18 protein-coding genes are annotated in these 20,742 nt (G+C 44.1%); 11 read left to right on the forward strand and 7 right to left on the reverse strand.

The window, feature by feature from the left end:
* Positions 1–4 precede the first annotated feature (4 nt).
* From kdpB to kdpF, 3 genes are read right to left on the reverse strand one after another with little or no spacing between them, the layout of a single operon-like run.
* The gene (gene kdpB, locus Xhom_RS08475) at positions 5–2,071 is read right to left on the reverse strand and encodes a potassium-transporting ATPase subunit KdpB (protein ID WP_069316528.1); all 2,067 of its coding nucleotides are present in this window, start codon (positions 2,069–2,071) and stop codon (positions 5–7) included.
* 16 nt (positions 2,072–2,087) lie between these two features.
* A complete protein-coding gene (gene kdpA, locus Xhom_RS08480) occupies positions 2,088–3,785 on the reverse strand; it encodes a potassium-transporting ATPase subunit KdpA (RefSeq protein WP_069316527.1) in 1,698 nt (565 codons plus the stop codon).
* Positions 3,786–3,875: a K(+)-transporting ATPase subunit F gene (gene kdpF, locus Xhom_RS45805; protein ID WP_069316526.1), complete on the reverse strand. Its 90-nt coding sequence runs from the start codon at positions 3,873–3,875 to the stop codon at positions 3,786–3,788.
* 351 nt (positions 3,876–4,226) lie between these two features.
* Between kdpF and Xhom_RS08490 the strand changes: the two genes are divergently transcribed.
* Together Xhom_RS08490 and Xhom_RS08495 are read left to right on the forward strand one after the other, a co-directional pair.
* Positions 4,227–4,436, forward strand: a complete 210-nt coding sequence (locus Xhom_RS08490) for a YbfA family protein (RefSeq protein ID WP_069316525.1) — start codon at positions 4,227–4,229, stop codon at positions 4,434–4,436.
* A gap of 237 nt (positions 4,437–4,673) precedes the next feature.
* Positions 4,674–5,417 carry a type 2 GTP cyclohydrolase I gene (locus Xhom_RS08495; protein ID WP_069316524.1) on the forward strand — a complete coding sequence of 248 codons (744 nt, stop codon included), beginning with the start codon at positions 4,674–4,676 and terminating at the stop codon, positions 5,415–5,417.
* Between the two features lie 59 nt (positions 5,418–5,476).
* On the opposite strand, the gene Xhom_RS08500 is transcribed toward Xhom_RS08495, so the two are convergent.
* Positions 5,477–6,664 carry an MFS transporter gene (locus tag Xhom_RS08500; protein WP_084023102.1) on the reverse strand — a complete coding sequence of 396 codons (1,188 nt, stop codon included), beginning with the start codon at positions 6,662–6,664 and terminating at the stop codon, positions 5,477–5,479.
* Positions 6,665–6,785: 121 nt separating this feature from the next.
* On the opposite strand from Xhom_RS08500, the gene Xhom_RS08505 reads away from it, so the two are divergent.
* Complete coding sequence (locus tag Xhom_RS08505; protein ID WP_069316523.1) at positions 6,786–7,556, forward strand: AraC family transcriptional regulator; 771 nt, start codon at positions 6,786–6,788, stop codon at positions 7,554–7,556.
* Between the two features lie 17 nt (positions 7,557–7,573).
* Here Xhom_RS08505 and Xhom_RS08510 read toward each other — a convergent pair whose 3' ends face one another.
* Together Xhom_RS08510 and Xhom_RS08515 are read right to left on the reverse strand one after the other, a co-directional pair.
* A complete protein-coding gene (locus tag Xhom_RS08510; RefSeq protein ID WP_069316522.1) occupies positions 7,574–8,575 on the reverse strand; it encodes a S66 family peptidase in 1,002 nt (333 codons plus the stop codon).
* A 148-nt stretch (positions 8,576–8,723) separates the two neighbouring features.
* Positions 8,724–10,010: a citrate synthase gene (locus Xhom_RS08515; protein ID WP_069316521.1), complete on the reverse strand. Its 1,287-nt coding sequence runs from the start codon at positions 10,008–10,010 to the stop codon at positions 8,724–8,726.
* A 634-nt stretch (positions 10,011–10,644) separates the two neighbouring features.
* Here Xhom_RS08515 and sdhC point away from each other — a divergent pair.
* From sdhC to sucD, 8 genes are all read left to right on the forward strand, one after another.
* Positions 10,645–11,034: a succinate dehydrogenase cytochrome b556 subunit gene (gene sdhC, locus Xhom_RS08520; protein WP_069316520.1), complete on the forward strand. Its 390-nt coding sequence runs from the start codon at positions 10,645–10,647 to the stop codon at positions 11,032–11,034.
* Positions 11,028–11,375 carry a succinate dehydrogenase membrane anchor subunit gene (gene sdhD / locus Xhom_RS08525; RefSeq protein WP_069316519.1) on the forward strand — a complete coding sequence of 116 codons (348 nt, stop codon included), beginning with the start codon at positions 11,028–11,030 and terminating at the stop codon, positions 11,373–11,375. The genes sdhC and sdhD overlap by 7 nt, the downstream gene beginning before the upstream one ends.
* Positions 11,376–13,142 carry a succinate dehydrogenase flavoprotein subunit gene (gene sdhA / locus Xhom_RS08530; RefSeq protein ID WP_069316518.1) on the forward strand — a complete coding sequence of 589 codons (1,767 nt, stop codon included), beginning with the start codon at positions 11,376–11,378 and terminating at the stop codon, positions 13,140–13,142.
* Between the two features lie 37 nt (positions 13,143–13,179).
* A complete protein-coding gene (locus tag Xhom_RS08535; protein ID WP_069316517.1) occupies positions 13,180–13,896 on the forward strand; it encodes a succinate dehydrogenase iron-sulfur subunit in 717 nt (238 codons plus the stop codon).
* A 356-nt stretch (positions 13,897–14,252) separates the two neighbouring features.
* Positions 14,253–17,060: a 2-oxoglutarate dehydrogenase E1 component gene (sucA, locus tag Xhom_RS08540; RefSeq protein ID WP_069316516.1), complete on the forward strand. Its 2,808-nt coding sequence runs from the start codon at positions 14,253–14,255 to the stop codon at positions 17,058–17,060.
* 13 nt (positions 17,061–17,073) lie between these two features.
* On the forward strand, positions 17,074–18,291 hold the full coding sequence (gene odhB, locus Xhom_RS08545; protein ID WP_069316515.1) for a 2-oxoglutarate dehydrogenase complex dihydrolipoyllysine-residue succinyltransferase: 1,218 nt from the start codon (positions 17,074–17,076) through the stop codon (positions 18,289–18,291).
* Between the two features lie 159 nt (positions 18,292–18,450).
* Positions 18,451–19,617: an ADP-forming succinate--CoA ligase subunit beta gene (gene sucC / locus Xhom_RS08550; protein WP_069316514.1), complete on the forward strand. Its 1,167-nt coding sequence runs from the start codon at positions 18,451–18,453 to the stop codon at positions 19,615–19,617.
* The gene (gene sucD, locus Xhom_RS08555) at positions 19,617–20,486 is read left to right on the forward strand and encodes a succinate--CoA ligase subunit alpha (RefSeq protein ID WP_069316513.1); all 870 of its coding nucleotides are present in this window, start codon (positions 19,617–19,619) and stop codon (positions 20,484–20,486) included. Before sucC ends, sucD begins: the two co-directional genes overlap by 1 nt.
* Positions 20,487–20,612: 126 nt before the next feature.
* Here sucD and Xhom_RS08560 read toward each other — a convergent pair.
* A partial coding sequence (locus tag Xhom_RS08560) for an IS1 family transposase (protein WP_244590775.1) occupies positions 20,613–20,742 on the reverse strand: 130 nt, incomplete at its 5' end.

The following is a 20,742-nucleotide window of genomic DNA, read 5'->3' on the forward strand; positions in this document are numbered from 1 at the left end:
CACCTTATTGAAAAAATAAAACAGTAAGTAAAATATCAATGAGCTTGATACCTGCGAAGGGCACGAGTAGCCCTCCAAGGCCATATATCCACAGATTTCGGCGTAAGAGTGACAATGCGTCCATTGGGCGGTAACTGACGCCTTTTAGTGCCAACGGAAGCAGAAAGACAATGATGATTGCATTGAAGATAACAGCAGACAATACCGCAGATTCTGGCGAATGAAGGTGCATAATGTTCAAGGCGTTGAGTTGCGGATAAGTGACCGCAAAGGCAGCGGGAATGATGGCAAAATATTTGGCGATATCATTGGCAATGCTGAATGTGGTCAATGAGCCGCGAGTCATCAACATTTGTTTGCCAATATGTACAATTTCAATCAGCTTGGTGGGATTGGAATCTAAGTCCACCATATTGCCCGCTTCCTTGGCTGCCTGTGTGCCGGAATTCATGGCAACGGCGACATCAGCTTGTGCCAGCGCGGGCGCATCATTTGTTCCGTCACCCGTCATGGCGACCAGACGGCCTTCAGACTGGTATTGACGGATCAGGGCAAGTTTAGCTTCAGGGGTGGCTTCAGCCAGAAAATCATCAACACCCGCTTCGGCTGCAATTGCCGCGGCGGTCAAGTGATTATCCCCAGTGATCATCACTGTTTTGATCCCCATTTTGCGCATTTCACTGAAACGTTCTTTGATTCCACCTTTTACAATATCTTTCAAGGCTACGACACCTAAAACACGCTGGTTCTCGGCAACAACCAAAGGCGTTTCCCCTTTGTTGGCAACCTCTTGTACCAATAAATCAATGGCATCTGGAAATTGGCTTTGATTAGCTTCAATGTAACGGCGAATTGCATCAACTGCACCTTTACGGATCATGCGATTGCTAATGTTGACACCGCTCATTCGTGTCATGGCAGAAAAAGGAACAAATGTGGCGTTTAATGCCCGAAGATCACGTTCACGCAGATTAAAACGTTGTTTGGCTAAGATAACGATGCTTCGGCCTTCTGGTGTTTCATCAGCAAGAGAAGAAAGTTGGGCTGCATCAGCCAATTGTTGTTCCGTGATACCGGGGGCAGGTAAAAATTGAGATGCCTGACGATTGCCTAGCGTGATTGTGCCGGTTTTATCCAGGAGCAGAACATCTACATCGCCAGCAGCCTCAATGGCACGTCCGCTTGTGGCTATGACATTGGCGACTAACATGCGGCTCATGCCTGCAACACCAATGGCTGAAAGTAATCCGCCTATAGTGGTAGGGATAAGGCAAACCAAAAGAGCGACCAGTACGGTGAGCGTAATGGGAGATCCGAATTGATTGGCTTGAACACTGAATAGGGTAAAAGGTAACAGGCTGACACAAACCAGCAGGAAAATAATCGTTAGTGCAGTGAGTAAAATTGTGAGAGCAATTTCATTGGGCGTTTTGCATCGCTTGGCACCTTCGACCATTGAAATCATTCGGTCTAGAAACGTTTCCCCCGGATTGACAACACATTTAATGATTAACCGATCTGATAAAACCAGAGTGCCGCCCGTAACAGAAGAAAAATCGCCTCCAGATTCGCGGATAACCGGTGCAGATTCCCCCGTAATGGCGCTTTCATCAACGGAAGCGCCTCCCTCAAGAACTTCACCATCACAAGGAATGATTTCTCCAGCCTCCACCAGCACAATATCGCCTTTGCGCAAAGTATCAGAGGTCACTTTTTCCTTGGAGGCATCATGACTGGGGGATGCCAGTTTAATCGCCCAGCTGCTTTTTTTTACCCCTTTCAGGCTGGATGCCTGAGCTTTGCTACGTCCTTCCGCCAATGCTTCTGCAAAATTGGCAAACAGAACGGTAAACCATAACCAGAGTGTAATGGCGCCAGTAAACAGGGCGTCACCTGCTAATTGTCCTGCCAAGATGCTAATCCACAAGAAGGTGGTCAAGCAGCTTCCCAGATAGACAACAAACATGACGGGATTACGCCATTGAATAGCGGGATGACATTTTTTTAATGAATCGATAAGTGCATGGCGAATTAAAGTGGGTTTAAATAACGCTTGTGATTTGTTTTTCATGAATTACCTCACATCCTCACTGCCAAAGTTGTAAATGTTCTGCGATAGGACCAAGAGCCAGTGCAGGAATAAAAGTGAGTGCACCAATCAGTAAAATGACCAAAACTAATAATCCGATGAAGAGAAAACCGTGGGTAGGTAAGGTTCCACGGCTGATCGGTTGGCGTTTTTTGCCAATCATGGAGCCAGCGATAGCTAGAACGGGGAGAATGACGCCAAAGCGTCCAAGAAACATGACTGTTCCCAACAACAGATTATAGAAAACGTTGTTAGCATTCAGACCGGCAAAGGCACTACCATTATTGTTGGCTGCGGATGAGAGAGCATAGAGCACCTCTGTGAAACCGTGAGCACCGGGGTTTGCAATCGCGCTACGTCCAGCATCGGTTGAAATAGCCAGGTCGGTTCCCAATAAGACAAGCGAAGGGGTAACTAAAATAGCCAATGCGATCATTTTCATATCATGAACATCGATTTTTTTGCCTAAATATTCTGGTGCGCGACCAATCATCAAACCAGCGATAAATACGGTAAGCAGAACAAACAGCAATATGCCATAGAGACCTGAACCCACACCACCAAATATCACTTCACCAATTTGCATTAACCAAAGTGGCATTATACCGCCCAATGCGGTGAAGGAATCGTGCATTGAATTGACTGCGCCACAGGAGGCTGATGTAGTGACTACGCTATAGAAGGAAGAAGCAAGGATGCCAAAACGGGACTCCTTTCCTTCCATATTCATGTGACTGCTGATATCAGGTTGAATGAGGTGAGGATTACCAGCGATTTCGGCATACATTACAAATATCGTAGTGGCAACAAAAATAATGCTCATCGCCCAGAGTAAGGCATATCCTTGACGGTTATCACCAACAACCCGGCCGAATGTGAAACACAGTGCACAGGGGATCAAGAAAATAGCCAGCATTTGTATAAAGTTGCTGAGTGAGCTGGGGTTTTCAAAGGGATGAGCAGAGTTTGCCCCAAAAAATCCACCCCCATTTGTTCCTAAGAGTTTAATGGCTTCCTGAGAAGCAACTGGCCCCATAGGAAGCAATTGCTGTTGACCTTCAATCGTGTGGACAAGGATATAAGAAGAGAAGTTTTGGATAACTCCCTGACTGACGAAGAACAGAGCAACGATGATTGAGAGCGGAAGCAAGAGATATAAGGTAATACGAGTAATATCGACCCATGCATTTCCCAGTGTTTGGATACCTTGACGAGAAAATGCCCGCATTAAGGTAAAAGCCACAGCAATTCCTGTTGCCGCTGATAGGAAGTTCTGGACAGTTAACCCCATCATTTGGCTCAGATAACTGAGGGTATTTTCTCCACTGTAAGCCTGCCAATTAGTATTGGTGATAAAACTGATAGCAGTATTCAGTGCCAAATCCCATTTCATGCCAGCAAAATGCTGAGGGTTAAGTGGTAGATGTCCCTGACTTATCAGTAAGATAAACAACAATAATAATCCTGCTATATTGAATATAAGGATGGCGAGTGAATACTGCCACCAGTTCATTTCTCTAACGCTGCTGCCGGGTTTTTGTAATCCACAACAACGCCACAAGCTTGTTTCTGTTCTTGTCAGCCAGTGGGGTAATTCACCTTCAACCAGAGTAGCAATCAGGTTACCCAGAGGTTTGCCCAATAGGAACAGAATGAGCAGAAAGCTGGTAATCAGTAGAAAAGAGGATATCACCATTTAGAAATCCTCCGCATTTAATAATGCATAAATCAGATAGATCAGTAACAGCATGACAAGAAAGATGCCAATGATGAGGAATATATTCATAGTGTATCCCTTTGTTTATTTCTTTAATAACTAACCAGTTACAGCATAAGAATGACCATACAAAGAAATTATTAAAAGAGAGCCTGAAAGTGTAAAAAAAGTATAAAAATAATGGGGCTTAATTGATAAGACGTTATTAGGGCAAGTGTAGCAAACTCTGGTGGGTTAAATTTTTGTTTTCAAATTGTTGGTTTTGTTTTTGTTTAGGTGTTAATTTTGTAATTAAATTACGATGACAGAAAAAAAGAGTGATTTAAACCACTAAAAAAGTGGTCTGATGAGTAGTAAAATTTCACTTTATCGGATAAAATTTTATACATCTTACAAATTCAGCTCATTAGGAGAGTTCTAATGTCTATATATCGTGATTACTCTTGGCATCAGATTCTCTTGCGGCGTACTGGCGCTATAACACTGGGTGCCATTGCGCTTCCTGTTATGCTATTTCATCGTGATCGTGCCCGTTTTTATAGCTATCTGCATAAAGTATGGCTAAAAACCAGCGATAAGCCTGTATGGCTGGAATGTTCAGAAATTGCAGCAGGTATTAGAAATCGATAATATTGTGTTATTACTGTGGGTTATGGATCCTTACCATCCTTCAGGTTGCTATTCTGAGCGTTTTTCTTGATCACGCATTTTGAATATCGTTTTTAATATAGTTTTGAGAATAATTTTGAATATAGTATTTTGACACCTCGCCCGTTTATTCTGGCGGGGTGTTTTGTTTTATACGCTATTAAGATGCTATACCCAATGGATTTTAAGATGAAAAAGCGAGATAACAGGGGGAATGTGATGAACAATGTTGAATTAGAGCATGTGCTCAATACGGAATTGAATATCCGTGAATTTCAAGACTATGCCCCTAATGGCTTGCAAGTGGAAGGCCGTCCTCATGTTCAGAGGGTAGTTACAGGTGTGACGGCTTGTCAGGCATTGTTGGACGAAGCGGTTCGTCTCGAAGCCGATGCTGTTATCGTTCATCATGGATACTTTTGGAAGAATGAATCACCCGTTATTCGTGGTATGAAACGTCGTCGTTTACAAACACTGCTCTGCAATGATATCAACCTGTATGGCTATCATCTTCCGCTGGATGCCCACCCTACATTAGGTAACAATGTTCAATTAGCACGTCAGATGGGGGTGAAGATTATAGGTAATATCGATTCTTTGCTTCCTCATGGTGCTTTTGATCAGCCTATTACACCCGCAGAATTGACTGAGCGCCTTGAAAAAAGATTGGAGCGCAACGTATTGCATTGTGGAGATAATGCCCCCGCAGAAATTCGTACCTTGGCATGGTGTACAGGTGGCGGTCAGAGTTTTATTGAACAGGCTGCTGAGTTTGGTGTTGATGCTTTTGTGACGGGTGAAGTGTCAGAAAAAACAATTCATGTTGCTCGTGAAATAGGGCTGCATTTTTTTGCTGCCGGACATCATGCAACCGAGCGCTATGGTATTAAAGCACTCGGCGAATGGTTGGCGAATCATCATGGGTTAGATGTGACTTTTATCGATATTCCTAATCCAGCTTGATATTTAAGTAAAATCTGTTTACCCCTGATTTCATTTTTATCCAAAAAATTAGGGGCTTTTTAGATTTTGTTATTTTTGTTGGATGAGTACTGAGAACGCCTAAAAATAAGAAACAAACATTTTCCTCTTGTTGAAATAAGCACTAAAAGAACCGTTGCGACTCCACAACAGATCAGTACATTACCTAATGCCTGACTCCAACCAGCCAATGCCAATCCGAGGCCCAGCAACAAATAGTAAAACAGCCCCAGCAAAGCGCCAGCCGTACCCAACCGATCTGCATAGTTGCTCAATGTAGAGGCCAATATATTAGGAATGGCAAGCCCATAAGCGATAACGATTCCCAGCATGGGTAAAATAAAGAACCAGCTATTTTCAAGCAAATATACACCGATCCCACTTAATAAAATCATCTGTGAGGCAAGGGTGACTAATTGGGTTGATGTCCACTGTTTCTTTAATAGGTATTTGTTTAATAACGAACCAAACCCGACGCCGAAAGTTAATAACAGGCCAGTATAGCCAAATATTTCCTGTGATAATCCGAATTGTTCAAAACGAAAGGGGGCTAACTGATAATAGCTGAACAGGCAAATATTGAAAAATGCGATCAGAAACCCATTTCGCCAAATTGAGATATCTTTGGACATCATGATTGCAGTACGGAATAAAGCTACTTTTGTCACGTTAGCCGGACGCGTTTCTGGCAAGAGAATAATAGACCAACAGATTAGGATAACCGCCAAAGCAAGCAGTCCAGCAAACACGGCTTTATAACCTGCAAAATAGTTCAATGTGGAGCCGCAGAGCATACCAATAGCAGGACTGGCGGCTAAAGCAATCCCCATGATAGAAAAAATACGGGTTAATTCTTCACCACGGTAAGTATCACGCATGATAGTTTGTGTGCCGACAGAGCCGACTGCGGCACCGAAAGCTGACAACATTCTGGCAACTAGCAATAACCAGAATTGTTGGGCCAGTAATGCCAGCAGAGAGGCTAATCCATAGAGTAATAGTCCGGTAATGATGGTCGGGCGCCTGCCGATCACATCACACATGCGTCCCCATACGACAACTCCGAGGGCAAAGGCAAAGAAATAGATTGATAGAGTTTGGGCTGCTTGCTCTGAGCTGACAGAAAATCTATTGGCAATGTTAGTTAATGCAGGGCTATAGATAGTTTCTACGATCTGCGGGAATATCAGTAAGGCGATGGAAAGCCAAAGAGAGGGTTTGGTTTTCATGATGTTTCTTCTGATTATAATTGAGTGATAATCCGCAAGATTAGCATTCCTATAGATGTCCTTTTATGATAATAAGGACAAATTATTTATCGAATCGGACTTTTGGTCAGCAGGGTTTAGTATGGCGTGGCTACGGCAAAGTGATCATTTTGATCCCGACAGTTTGAATGTTCCTGTGGTTGGGATTGCAGCAGAAATGGGACAGCATGATTCGGGATCCCACCAGCATGATATGGGGCAATTACTTTTTACTCAACGAGGCTGTATCAAGATCACCTTAGAAAATTATATCTCTATTCTGCCGCCAACTAGAGTGGCATGGATCCCGCCCAAAACATGGCATCGGGCAGAAATGCGTGGTTCGGTAGGATATCGATCTATTTACCTTGATGTTGTTGAAACGGAATTAATTTCAGCGCAAAGCGAAGTCATGGAAGCCTCGTCATTATTACAAGCACTTTTAGAGCGCATTGCGGTATCTTCTTTCGATTCTGATTGGTATCAGGGAAGAGGAGCAAATTTGCTGGCCGTCTTTTTTGATGAGATCCGTGAAGCGCGTAGAGAGCCAACTTTGTTGCCATTGCCTTCTGATCGGCGTTTATCGTGTTTATCACTTGAACAATTGCCAGCATCATTACACATGCTTGCGACTTATATTGGCGCTAGTGAGAAAACCATTACTCGGATATTTCAGCGTGAAACAGGCATGAATTATCAACAGTGGCGGCAGCAATGGCGATTGGTTAAGGCGATAGAGTTATTGGCACAGCATAAAACGTTGTCCTATGTTGCGCAGGAACTGGGTTTTGCCAATGATAGTGCATTTGTGACGTTTTTCCGTAAAGCAATGGGAAGACCGCCAAGGGAGTATATGGCGGGATCAGAGAGATGAAGATAGGATAGGGATAATTAATTTGAACACCATGGTTCTGGTAGAAAAACAGACTCTGAGTCAAAATCAATAACAACATTAACACCCAGCGGCATTGTGAACATCGGATGTGTATGGCAACAATCAAAGTCTGCCAGAATAGGAACTTCTTTACCGTTCATAACTTCTTTAAGAACATCTAGAGAGCTTCGTCCTGTTCCCTGATCATTAAATTGTTCGTGTTTTCCAAGAATAATCGCGGAAACTTTATCAAAGATTCCACATAAATGCAGATGGGCCAAAGCACGTTCAACTTCCTCTATCCCTTGATGGCAGTCTTCAATCAGTAGAATATCGCCTTGTTTTATTTCAGGCATAAATTCACTGCCCCAGATTCCATTAAGGGTATTTAGATTACCGCCAATTAGTCTGCCGCGATATTTTCCTTTTCCATCAAAAGTCCATTGGTTAGGGACTGTATTTTTCGGATTAATTTGATCTTCCCATTCAATATATTCATCCGTCCAATATTTAGGTTGTTGATAAATCAATGGGGATTGGGGATTACTGACTATCCGGGAAAAACTGGCAAAGGTTTCATCAACCAGAGGAGGATATTCTCCAAATGAAGCGACTAAAGCGGGGCCATAAAAAGTCACAACATCTGTTTTATTATAAATTCCAAGTAATAGAGCTGTTATGTCAGAATAGCCAATAATAATTTTCGGATCTTTTTTAATGGCCTCATAGTCAATATAAGGCAACATTGAGTTAGAGTTATACCCGCCTATCGTGGACATAATACAGCGAACTTCTGGATCTCGAAGCAAAGCGTTAAATTCTTCCACTCTTTGCATAATAGTTCCAGAGCGATAAAAATCACTTTTTCCGGTCAATATTCCTGCTTTTGTTTTATAACCTTGACGTTCTAAGTAGTTAACACTTCTGGCGAAACGAGTAGGGGCATAGGCTGTGGCGGGTGATGAAGAAGAAAAAAATCCAATCGTTTCACCGATAGACAGTTTTGGTGGAAGGATCATAACGGTTTTATATCCTTTTTTGTTGTTAAAACAATTAGTTATATCGAACCATGAAAACTACACCCCTGATGTTTCTTGATAAGAATTAACATGAGAGGTGTAGGAATAGGCTATTCAGAATGCAAATAGTGTGTGCTCAGAGTCTAAATTACTTTTTTTTCAACTGGCTTTCAAAATCGCGTTTGTCGTGACCTGTATAAAGCTGGCGCGGACGCGCGATTTTCAGGCCTTCATCATGCATTTCATTCCAGTGTGCAATCCACCCTATAGTACGGGCAATAGCGAAAATCACGGTGAACATGGAAGATGGGATTCCCATCGCTTTCAGGATAATGCCGGAATAGAAATCGACGTTCGGATACAATTTCTTCTCAATGAAGTACGGATCATTCAGAGCGATCCTCTCCAGCTCCATCGCCACTTCCAGCAGGCTGTCATTCAGGCCAAGCTCATTCAGTACTTCATGGCAGGTTTCACGCATCACGGTAGCGCGAGGATCGTGGTTTTTGTAAACACGGTGACCAAAGCCCATCAGGCGGAAAGAGTCATTTTTATCTTTAGCGCGTGCGATGAATTCAGGAATGTGTTCGACGGTTTGGATCTCTTCCAGCATACGCAGACAGGCTTCATTCGCCCCACCATGTGCTGGCCCCCAAAGGGATGCAATACCTGCAGCGATACAAGCAAATGGGTTGGCACCGGAAGAACCTGCGGTACGTACTGTTGAAGTCGAAGCATTTTGCTCATGGTCTGCATGCAGAATGAAAATGCGATCCATAGCGCGTTCCAACACTGGATTCACCTTATATTCTTCACAAGGTGTTGAAAACATCATGTGCAGGAAGTTGGCCGCATAAGAAAGATCGTTGCGTGGATAAACAAAAGGCTGCCCAAGAGAATATTTATAACACATCGCTGCTACTGTTGGCATTTTTGACAGTAGACGGTAAGCGGTAATTTCACGGTGGCGAGGATTATTGACATCCAGCGCATCGTGATAGAAGGCAGCTAGGGCGCCTGTAACACCACAAAGTACAGCCATCGGATGGGAATCACGTCGGAAACCGTGGAACAGACGGGTAATCTGTTCGTGGATCATCGTATGGCGAGTCACTGTAGTTTTGAATTTTTCGTATTCTTCGGGTGTCGGCGGTTCGCCGTTCAGCAAAATGTAACAAACTTCTAAGTAGTTTGCTTCCGTTGCGAGCTGATCGATGGGAAAACCACGGTGCAGCAAAATGCCTTCATTGCCATCAATATAGGTGATTTTCGACTCACAGGAGGCGGTGGAGGTAAAACCAGGATCGTAGGTATAGAAGCCTTTTGAGCCGAGGGTACGAACGTCAATTACTTCAGAACCTAGGGTTGGCGTTAGTACGTCTAGTTCGATAGCAGCTGAACCATTTATGTTCAACGTAGCTTTTTTATCAGCCATTTAAATCTCCTTAGCGCTTATTTTTATAACCCCTAACAACCAGAATAGGCGCAATTTATACTGTGCCGATGGCATTGTGCTACCGGAGAGAGTTTAAAATCAGGCTGGTATCACATTTAATGCTGAAATCTCATTACGGATGACAATAGTTTTCAGGTTGTTAAAAAGTTTCTAGGTATTATGTTTAAAGCATTATAGACATAAAATGTTATCATTTTGTGCTCATATAATACTTTTACATAACGTCTTACATATCTTCTGTTTTTCGTAAAGTTTATTTTTTCATCGGAAAACGACGCAAATAATAAATAGCGACATATATGTAAGATAAATGTTTAATCTTTGTCAAACAAGATAATGGTTTTTATGAAAAATGTTTGAAGCGTGATCTTTCTCACTGTTCAAGCTAAATGTTAACAATCATATTGTGTGGGAATTGTAATAACAATGTGAAGTACTTATACTTCCGTAAGGTCTCCGGATTACCCTGATGTAGGAGCGTCCAGCGTAATCAAATCACAACTTTTGATGAACACGTAAGGATTGTTAATTTAATTATGTTGTGTCTTTGTATCCTCTTAGCGCTGTCTGATTCCCGCCCAGGACCGGAGGATGGAAAATAAAAAAAAGCTTTGTGGGCAAAATTGTGAAAAAACAAAGACCTGTCAACCTTGATCTGCGGACGATTAACCAACCCGTCTCCGCAGTAGCATCGATCTTGCACCGTATCTCAGGTGTCATCACCTTTATCTCAGTTGGCATTCTGCTGTGGTTATTAGGTATGTCATTGTCTTCGCAGGAGGGTTTCCTACAAGCATCTGAAATCATGACTGGCTTTTTCGTCAAATTTATCCTGTGGGGGATATTGACGGCTCTGGCTTACCACATCTGTGGAGGCATTCGCCATGTGTTAATGGATTTTGGTTTCTTGGAAGAAAATCTTGCTACCGGTAGTGCTTCTGCCAAAGTAGCAATAGTCATTGCGGTTATTCTGTCTATTCTGGCGGGAGTATTATTATGGTAAGCAACGCATCCGCATTGGGTCGTACAGGCATTCAGGATTGGCTGCTGTTACGTGCATCTGCGATTGTTATTGTTTTGTATGTCCTCTATCTCGTTGGTTTTATCGCAACAACGTCAGATATTACCTATGAAGTCTGGCGTGGTTTCTTCTCTTCATCCCTCACTAAAGTGTTTACAGTTTTGGCGCTGCTTTCCATTCTGGTTCATGCATGGATTGGTATGTGGCAGGTGCTGACAGATTATGTCAAACCACTTGTACTGCGCTTGGTGCTGCAATTGGTGATCATTGTGGCGCTGTTGACTTATTTGATTTACGGAACAATCGTTGTGTGGGGTGCATAAATGAAACTGCCAGTAAGAGAGTTTGACGCTGTTGTTATTGGTGCTGGTGGCGCAGGTATGCGTGCTGCACTGCAAATTTCACAAATGGGTTTATCTTGTGCCTTGATTTCCAAGGTATTCCCAACCCGCTCCCATACCGTTTCAGCACAGGGTGGAATTACTGTTGCTCTGGGCAATACCCATGAAGATAACTGGGAGTGGCACATGTATGATACGGTAAAAGGCTCCGATTATATCGGTGACCAAGATGCCATCGAATACATGTGTAAGACAGGCCCTGAAGCTATTTTAGAATTGGAACACATGGGGTTGCCATTCTCACGTCTGGATGATGGCAGTATTTATCAGCGTCCATTTGGCGGACAATCCAGGAATTTTGGTGGCGAACAAGCTGCCCGAACTGCTGCTGCTGCTGACCGTACCGGTCACGCCTTATTGCATACCCTATATCAACATAATTTGAAGAATCACACGACTATTTTCTCTGAATGGTATTCACTGGATCTGGTAAAAAATCAGGATGGCGCGACTGTTGGTTGTACTGCTATCTGTATTGAAACTGGTGAAGTAGTTTATTTCAAAGCTAAGGCGACCATTCTGGCAACAGGTGGTGCGGGTCGTATATTCCAATCGACAACCAATGCGCATATCAATACTGGTGACGGTGTTGGTATGGCCTTGCGTGCAGGTGTTCCTGTACAAGACATGGAAATGTGGCAATTCCACCCAACGGGTATTGCTGGTGCAGGCGTTCTGGTAACAGAAGGTTGCCGTGGTGAGGGTGGCTATCTGTTGAATAAAGATGGTGAGCGCTTCATGGAGCGTTACGCACCAAATGCTAAAGATCTTGCTGGCCGTGATGTTGTCGCTCGTTCTATGATGATCGAAATCCGCGAAGGTCGTGGCTGTGAAGGCCCATGGGGTCCTCACGTTAAACTTAAATTGGATCATTTGGGCAAAGACGTTCTGGAATCTCGTTTGCCGGGTATCCTTGAATTATCCCGTACTTTTGCTCACGTAGATCCAGTGAAAGAGCCGATTCCAGTTATTCCAACCTGTCACTATATGATGGGCGGAATTCCAACCAAGATCACAGGTCAAGCTCTGACAGTGAACGAAAAAGGCGAAGATGTGGTGATTCCAGGTCTGTTTGCTGTGGGTGAAATTGCGTGTGTTTCTGTTCACGGAGCTAACCGTCTGGGTGGTAACTCACTGCTTGATTTGGTTGTGTTTGGTCGTTCCGCAGGTCTGCATTTGAAAGAGTGTCTGATGGAACAAGGAACCAGCCGTGATGCGAGTGAATCTGATGTTGACCTTGCACTGAATCGTCTGAATCGTTGGGAGAATACTCGTTCAGGTGAAGATCCGGTTGAAATCCGTAAGGCACTGCAAGCTTGCATGCAGCACAATTTCTCGGTATTCCGTGAAGGTGATGCAATGGCGAGAGGGCTGAAAGAGCTGAAAGAAATCCGTGAACGTTTGAAAAACGCTCGTCTGGATGATACTTCATCAGAATTCAATACACAGCGCATTGAATGTCTGGAATTGGACAACCTGATGGAAACAGCTTATTCAACGGCTGTTGCTGCGAATTTCCGTACTGAAAGCCGTGGAGCTCATAGCCGTTTTGACTATCCAGAACGTGATGATGCTAACTGGCTGTGCCATAGCCTGTATTTACCGCAAACTGAGAGCATGACTCGTCGCGAAGTGAATATGCAGCCGACACTGCGTGAAGCTTTCCCGCCGAAAGTGCGTTCTTACTAATTGCGTTACTGATGTTCCAGTTGCGGAGAAATAGATTATGAAACTTGAATTCTCAATTTATCGTTATAATCCAGATGTAGACGATGTACCTCGCATGCAGGATTACACGCTGGAAGCACAGGAAGGGCGTGACATGATGTTGCTGGATGCGCTCATCCAGCTAAAAGAACAAGATCCAACTTTGTCATTCCGTCGTTCTTGCCGTGAAGGGGTTTGTGGTTCTGATGGCGTGAATATGAACGGCAAAAACGGTTTGGCTTGTGTTACACCTGTTTCTGCACTGCGTCGTGGCAATAAGAAAATTGTTATTCGTCCCTTGCCTGGTTTACCAGTGGTTCGTGACTTGGTTGTTGATATGGGCCAATTCTACGCACAGTATGAAAAAATCCGTCCTTATCTGATTAACGATGGTAAAAACCCCCCTGCGCGTGAACACCTGCAATCACCGGAACAACGCGAAAAACTCGATGGTCTATATGAATGTATCTTGTGTGCCTGCTGCTCGACGTCTTGTCCGTCGTTCTGGTGGAATCCTGATAAGTTTATTGGCCCTGCGGGTCTTTTAGCGGCATATCGCTTCTTGATTGATAGTCGTGATACAGAAACAACTTCACGATTGGATAATCTGAATGACGCTTTCAGTGTTTTCCGTTGCCACGGCATCATGAACTGCGTCAATGTATGCCCTAAAGGGCTGAATCCGACAAAAGCGATTGGTCATATTAAATCTATGCTGCTGAAACACAGCGCATAAATGAAATGTTGCACATATACCCAATATGTTAAAGGGTATAAATAATACATAAATAGTGTGTAAATAGCGCATATAATGTTGCCCTCCACAATTTTGAAAGAAAAATCAAACTGATGGAGGGCATTAAGAATGAAAAATGGTAAATTGCCTACTGCTAATGACGGCGCATGTTTTTGAATAAAAGGAACCTTTAAAAACTGATATTCAGTTTTTAAAGGTTCCTTGAAGGGGAGGAAATCCCAAATTAAAGAACATGCATTAAGCACGTCCAAATGAACCTTTTATCAACACCGCTAATTAAGCGGTATTTGTTAACCACGGCGAAAACTAAAGCTTTTAAAGCTTAAGGGATCACAATGCAGAACGGCGCAATGAAGGACTGGCTGGACTCGAGCTTTCTGGCTGGTGCAAACCAGTCTTATATAGAGCAAATCTATGAAGACTATATAACCGATCCTAACTCTGTTGATGCAAGTTGGAGAGAAATCTTCCAGCAATTACCGGATGTAGGACTTAACGGGGAACAACTTCACTCTCAGACACGTGATTACTTCCGTCGTCTGGCAAAGGATGCCACACGTTACCACACTTCCGTTAGCGATCCGGCAATGGATGCAAAACAAGTTAAGGTTTTGCAGCTTATCAACGCATTCCGCTTCCGCGGACATCAAAATGCAAATCTCGATCCATTGGGATTATGGAAACAGGAACCAGTGTCTGATCTCGATCCTGCTTTCCATAATTTAACAAAAGCGGATTTCGAAGAAACATTTAATGTGGGTTCTTTTGCCATTGGTAAAGAAACCATGAAATTGACTGATCTATATGACGCGCTGAAACGCATTTATTGCGGCTCGATTGGTGCGGAATATATGCATATCACCAATACGGAAGAAAAGCGTTGGATTCAACAACGTCTGGAATCTGTGGCAGTAGGTTCGCAGTTCAATGAAGAAGAAAAACGTCGGTTCCTGAGGGAGTTAACGTCAGCGGAAGGCTTAGAGCGCTATTTAGGTGCTAAATTCCCAGGGGCGAAACGTTTCTCTTTGGAAGGTGGTGATGCACTTATCCCTATGCTGAAAGAGCTGATTCGCCACGCTGGTAAACAGGATACCCGTGAAGTTGTTATGGGCATGGCCCACCGTGGTCGCCTCAACGTTCTGGTCAACTTATTGGGTAAAAAACCCTCTGATTTGTTTGATGAGTTTTCAGGCAAACATAAAGAACACCTCGGTACGGGTGACGTAAAATACCACCAAGGTTTTTCTTCTGATTTTGAAACTGAAGGTGGTCTGGTGCATCTGGCATTGGCCTTTAACCCGTCTCACCTTGAAATTGTCAGCCCTGTTGTTATCGGTTCAGTTCGTGCTCGCCGTGATCGCCTTGATGAAGGTCGTAGCAACATGGTTCTGCCAGTCACCATTCATGGTGATGCGGCTGTAACAGGGCAGGGGATTGTTCAAGAAACACTGAACATGTCTCAGGCTCGTGGTTATGAAGTTGGTGGTACTGTCCGCATTGTGGTCAATAACCAAATTGGTTTTACTACTTCTAATCCGAAAGATGCGCGTTCAACACAATACTGTACTGATATTGTGAAAATGGTTCAGGCACCGATTTTCCACGTTAACGCGGATGATCCGGAAGCCGTTGCCTTTGTTACTCGTTTGGCGCTTGATTTCCGTAATACCTTCAAACGTGACGTCATGATTGATCTGGTTTGCTACCGTCGTCATGGTCACAACGAAGCTGATGAGCCAAGTGCAACTCAGCCACTGATGTACCAGAAAATCAAAAAACAGCCAACAGCACGCAAAATCTATGCTGATAAGCTTGTCGCAGAAGGCTTGCTGATTGCCAACGATGTCACTGAGATGGTTAATCTGTATCGTGACGCACTGGATCACGGTGAATGTGTGGTTGATGAATGGCGTCCAATGGGATTGCATTCATTCACTTGGGAACCGTACCTGAATCACGAATGGGATGAAGAGTATCCACATAAAGTAGATATGAAACGTCTGCAAGACCTCGGTAAGCGCCTTAGCACTATCCCTAACGAAGTAGAAATGCATTCACGTGTTGCAAAAATTTATGGCGACCGTGCAGAAATGGCTAACGGCAATAAATTGTTTGACTGGGGTGGTGCGGAAACACTGGCTTACGCGACGCTGGTTGATGAAGGTATTCCTGTACGTCTTTCAGGTGAAGATGCAGGGCGCGGTACGTTTTTCCACCGTCATGCTGTTATTCATAATCAGACCAATGCTTCTGTTTATGTGCCTTTGGCAAATGTTCACAATAGCCAGGGTGTGTTTAACGTATGGGACTCAGTACTTTCCGAGGAGGCAGTGCTGGCGTTTGAATACGGTTATGCAACAACAGAACCTCGTACTTTGACCATCTGGGAAGCTCAGTTCGGTGACTTTGCTAACGTAGCTCAGATTGTGATCGACCAGTTCATTAGCTCTGGCGAGCAAAAATGGGGCCGTATGTGTGGTCTGGTTATGCTGTTACCACATGGTTATGAAGGACAAGGGCCAGAGCACTCATCAGCACGTCTGGAGCGTTATCTGCAACTGTGTGCCGAGCAGAATATGCAAGTTTGTGTACCATCGACCCCAGCTCAGGTTTATCACATGCTGCGCCGTCAGGCTCTGCGTGGTATGCGTCGTCCGCTTATCGTGATGTCACCTAAGTCACTGTTGCGTCATCCATTGGCAGTATCCAGTCTGGATGAACTGGCTAACGGTAAATTTGAGCCAGTGATTGGTGAAATTGACACCTTAGATCCAAAAGATGTTAAACGCGTTGTACTTTGCTCCGGTAAAGTTTATTACGATTTGTTGGAGCAGCGTCGTAAGAATGAACAGACCAATGTTGCCATCGTGCGTATTGAGCAACTGTATCCATTCCCACGTCAGCATTTGCAAACCCAGCTTGAGCAGTATGCTCATGTCCATGATTTCGTCTGGTGTCAGGAAGAGCCACTGAACCAAGGGGCTTGGTATTGCAGTCAACATAATTTCCGTGAAGCGATCCCATTTGGGGCTTCTTTACGTTATGCAGGTCGTCCAGCGTCTGCTTCCCCTGCTGTGGGATATACATCTGTTCACCAGAAGCAACAGCAAGCACTGGTTGATGACGCATTGAACGTTGAATAAATAAGGATAGAAAATGAGTAGCGTAGAAATTCTGGTTCCAGACCTTCCTGAATCCGTTGCAGATGCCACTGTTGCAACATGGCATAAAAAACCAGGTGATACCATTAAGCGTGATGAAGTACTGGTTGAAATTGAAACAGATAAAGTTGTTTTGGAAGTTCCTGCAAGTGAAGCAGGTGTTCTGGAAGCTATTTTGGAAGAAGAAGGTGCCACTGTACTGTCTAAGCAGCTGATCGGTCGTATCCGTTTGGGTGACAGCACTGGCCTTCCTGCTGATATCAAAGAAAAAACAGAAGCAACACCAGCCCAGCGCCAGACCGCTTCTTTGGAAGAAGAAAATAATGATGCTCTTAGCCCAGCCGTTCGTCGTCTGATTGCAGAGCATGACTTAGATCCTGCTGTAATTAAAGGTAGTGGTGTTGGTGGTCGCATTGTTCGCGAAGACGTAGAAAAATATGTTGCTGCGAATAAAAAAGAGAACAATAAGCCTGCTGCATCTGAACCTGCTGCACAGCCATCTTTGCTGCCTCATCGTAGTGAAAAACGCGTTCCAATGACTCGTCTGCGTAAGCGTGTAGCAGAACGTCTGCTTGAAGCGAAAAATAATACGGCAATGTTGACGACTTTCAATGAAGTCAACATGAAGCCAATTCAGGAATTGCGTAAGCAATACGGCGATGCATTTGAAAAACGCCATGGTATGCGTCTGGGCTTTATGTCTTTCTATGTGAAGGCTGTGGTTGAAGCATTGAAACGCTACCCAGAAGTTAACGCTTCTATCGATGGCACCGACGTGGTTTACCATAACTATTTTGATATCAGCATTGCGGTATCTACTCCACGTGGTCTGGTTACACCAGTATTGCGTGATGCAGATGCATTAGGCATGGCTGAGATTGAGAAAAGCATCAAAGAGCTGGCTATCAAAGGCCGCGACGGTAAATTGACCGTTGAAGAACTCACTGGTGGTAATTTCACCATTACTAATGGCGGTGTTTTCGGTTCGCTGATGTCCACTCCGATCATTAACCCACCACAGAGCGCGATTCTTGGCATGCATGCCATTAAAGATCGTCCAATGGCAGTAAATGGTCAGGTTGAGATCCTCCCAATGATGTATCTGGCACTGTCCTATGACCACCGTCTGATTGACGGCCGTGAGTCTGTGGGCTTCTTGGTGACCATCAAAGAAATGCTGGAAGATCCAACACGTTTGTTGCTGGATGTATAGCATCACTACCGGCGGAGAGTGTTGAATTCCGCCAAGTCTGAAGTAGTACGATGTTGATGTAAAAATGTATATACAGGCCAGCCTTCGGGCTGGTCATATCCAGAGCAACAAAATAGAAGGTAATTTACCTTTCTTATATTAAATTATGGATAGAACATCATGAATTTACACGAGTATCAGGCAAAACAACTTTTCGCACGGTATGGTTTACCTGCGCCTTCTGGCTATGCTTGTACCACACCACGTGAAGCAGAAGAAGCAGCATCCAAGATTGGTTCAGGCCCTTGGGTCGTTAAATGTCAGGTTCATGCAGGTGGCCGTGGTAAGGCTGGTGGCGTGAAAGTCGTCAACAGCAAGGAAGATATCCGTGCTTTTGCTGAACAGTGGCTGGGTAAACGACTGGTAACTTACCAGACAGATGCACAGGGTCAGCCTGTTCATCAGATCTTGGTGGAAGGAGCAACCGATATTGCCAAGGAGCTGTATCTAGGTGCTGTTGTTGACCGTGGTACGCGTCGTGTAGTCTTCATGGCCTCTACTGAAGGTGGTGTCGAAATAGAAAAAGTGGCGGAAGAAACGCCCGAGCTGATCCATAAAGCAATTATCGACCCACTGACTGGCCCTATGCCGTATCAAGGCCGTGAATTGGCGTTCAAACTCGGTTTAACAGGTAAGCAAATTGGTCAATTCACCAAGATTTTCTTGGGATTGGCAAATCTGTTCCTGGAGCGTGATCTGGCTCTGGTTGAAATCAACCCTCTGGTTATCACTACTCAAGGTGATCTTATCTGTCTGGATGGGAAACTGGGTGCTGATGGCAACGCCATGTTCCGTCAGGCTGAACTGCGTGAAATGCACGATCCTTCACAGGAAGATCCACGTGAAGCTCAGGCTGCACAATGGGAACTGAACTATGTTGCGCTGGATGGCAACATTGGTTGTATGGTGAACGGCGCAGGTTTGGCAATGGGAACTATGGACATTGTTAAACTGCACGGCGGTGCACCGGCAAACTTCCTTGATGTAGGTGGTGGTGCGACGAAAGAGCGTGTTACCGAAGCGTTTAAAATCATCTTGTCAGATGAAAATGTCAAAGCTGTTTTTGTAAATATCTTTGGTGGTATCGTCCGCTGTGACTTGATTGCTGACGGTATTATTGGTGCGGTGGAAGAAGTGGGTGTTCACGTACCAGTAGTTGTTCGTCTGGAAGGAAACAATGCTGAGCTGGGTGCTAAGAAACTGGCAGACAGTGGTTTAAATATCATTGCCGCGACCAGTTTGACAGACGCAGCCAAACAGGCAGTAGCAGCAGCGGAGAATAAATAATGTCTATTTTAATCGATAAAAACACCAAAGTGATTTGTCAGGGTTTTACTGGTAGTCAAGGTACTTTCCACTCTGAACAAGCTATTGCTTACGGCACCCAAATGGTTGGTGGTGTGACTCCGGGCAAAGGTGGTACTGAGCATTTAGGGTTGCCTGTGTTCAATACAGTGCGTGAAGCTGTCGATGCAACTGGTGCGACCGCGTCTGTCATTTATGTTCCAGCCCCATTTTGTAAAGATTCCATTCTGGAAGCGATTGAGGCGGGTATTAAGCTGATCATTACTATCACAGAAGGTATTCCAACGTTGGATATGCTGACAGTGAAGGTAAAACTGGATCAAGCGGGTGTTCGCATGATTGGGCCTAACTGCCCAGGCGTGATTACGCCTGATGAATGTAAGATTGGTATCATGCCTGGTCATATTCACAAAGCGGGCAAAGTAGGTATCGTATCTCGTTCTGGTACACTGACTTATGAAGCCGTTAAACAGACTACAGACGCTGGATTAGGGCAATCTACCTGTGTTGGTATTGGTGGCGATCCAATTCCAGGTTCAAACTTTATCGATATTCTAAAGCTGTTCCAAGAAGATCCTCAGACAGAAGCCATCGTTATGATTGGTGAAATCGGTGGTACAGCAGAAGAAGAAGCTGCTGCTTATATCAAAGAGCATGTGACTAAGCCAGTTGTTGCTTATATCGCGGGTGTAACTGCGCCTAAAGGTAAGCGTATGGGGCATGCAGGTGCGATTATTGCGGGTGGTAAAGGTACAGCAGATGAGAAGTTTGCTGCACTGGAAGCCGCAGGCGTGAAAACGGTTCGTAGCCTTGCAGACATTGGCGATGCAGTAAAAGAGTTATTAGCATAATTGGTTTTAAAATAAGCTATTTTTATACAAAAAGGCTACCCTGAGGTAGCCTTTTTATTTTTATTGATAAGATTAACAGTAGGTTAGTTATTATATCGGTCATGTATTAAATAGTTAGATTGAATATCAAAAATAGTACTCACGCTCAATAAAAGTTCCTATCACCTTATCGTGCATTTCTTCGGATTTTGAATAACTGATAGTTTTTCTATTCAGTCTTTTTACTCGAGTACGCTGAGTTAAATTCGTTCTCTCT

Origin of the sequence: Xenorhabdus hominickii, assembly GCF_002632725.1 — a bacterium.
GTDB lineage: Bacteria > Pseudomonadota > Gammaproteobacteria > Enterobacterales > Enterobacteriaceae > Xenorhabdus > Xenorhabdus hominickii.

What these genes read in the sequence shown, in the direction of transcription:
- kdpB (WP_069316528.1), bottom strand. Translation starts at nt 2,071, where the DNA reads ATGAAAAACAAATCACAAGCGTTATTTAAACCCACTTTAATTCGCCAT.
- kdpA (WP_069316527.1), bottom strand. Translation starts at nt 3,785, where the DNA reads ATGGTGATATCCTCTTTTCTACTGATTACCAGCTTTCTGCTCATTCTG.
- kdpF (WP_069316526.1), bottom strand. Translation starts at nt 3,875, where the DNA reads ATGAATATATTCCTCATCATTGGCATCTTTCTTGTCATGCTGTTACTG.
- Xhom_RS08490 (WP_069316525.1), top strand. Translation starts at nt 4,227, where the DNA reads ATGTCTATATATCGTGATTACTCTTGGCATCAGATTCTCTTGCGGCGT.
- Xhom_RS08495 (WP_069316524.1), top strand. Translation starts at nt 4,674, where the DNA reads ATGAACAATGTTGAATTAGAGCATGTGCTCAATACGGAATTGAATATC.
- Xhom_RS08500 (WP_084023102.1), bottom strand. Translation starts at nt 6,664, where the DNA reads ATGAAAACCAAACCCTCTCTTTGGCTTTCCATCGCCTTACTGATATTC.
- Xhom_RS08505 (WP_069316523.1), top strand. Translation starts at nt 6,786, where the DNA reads ATGGCGTGGCTACGGCAAAGTGATCATTTTGATCCCGACAGTTTGAAT.
- Xhom_RS08510 (WP_069316522.1), bottom strand. Translation starts at nt 8,575, where the DNA reads ATGATCCTTCCACCAAAACTGTCTATCGGTGAAACGATTGGATTTTTT.
- Xhom_RS08515 (WP_069316521.1), bottom strand. Translation starts at nt 10,010, where the DNA reads ATGGCTGATAAAAAAGCTACGTTGAACATAAATGGTTCAGCTGCTATC.
- sdhD (WP_069316519.1), top strand. Translation starts at nt 11,028, where the DNA reads ATGGTAAGCAACGCATCCGCATTGGGTCGTACAGGCATTCAGGATTGG.
- sdhA (WP_069316518.1), top strand. Translation starts at nt 11,376, where the DNA reads ATGAAACTGCCAGTAAGAGAGTTTGACGCTGTTGTTATTGGTGCTGGT.
- Xhom_RS08535 (WP_069316517.1), top strand. Translation starts at nt 13,180, where the DNA reads ATGAAACTTGAATTCTCAATTTATCGTTATAATCCAGATGTAGACGAT.
- sucA (WP_069316516.1), top strand. Translation starts at nt 14,253, where the DNA reads ATGCAGAACGGCGCAATGAAGGACTGGCTGGACTCGAGCTTTCTGGCT.
- odhB (WP_069316515.1), top strand. Translation starts at nt 17,074, where the DNA reads ATGAGTAGCGTAGAAATTCTGGTTCCAGACCTTCCTGAATCCGTTGCA.
- sucC (WP_069316514.1), top strand. Translation starts at nt 18,451, where the DNA reads ATGAATTTACACGAGTATCAGGCAAAACAACTTTTCGCACGGTATGGT.
- sucD (WP_069316513.1), top strand. Translation starts at nt 19,617, where the DNA reads ATGTCTATTTTAATCGATAAAAACACCAAAGTGATTTGTCAGGGTTTT.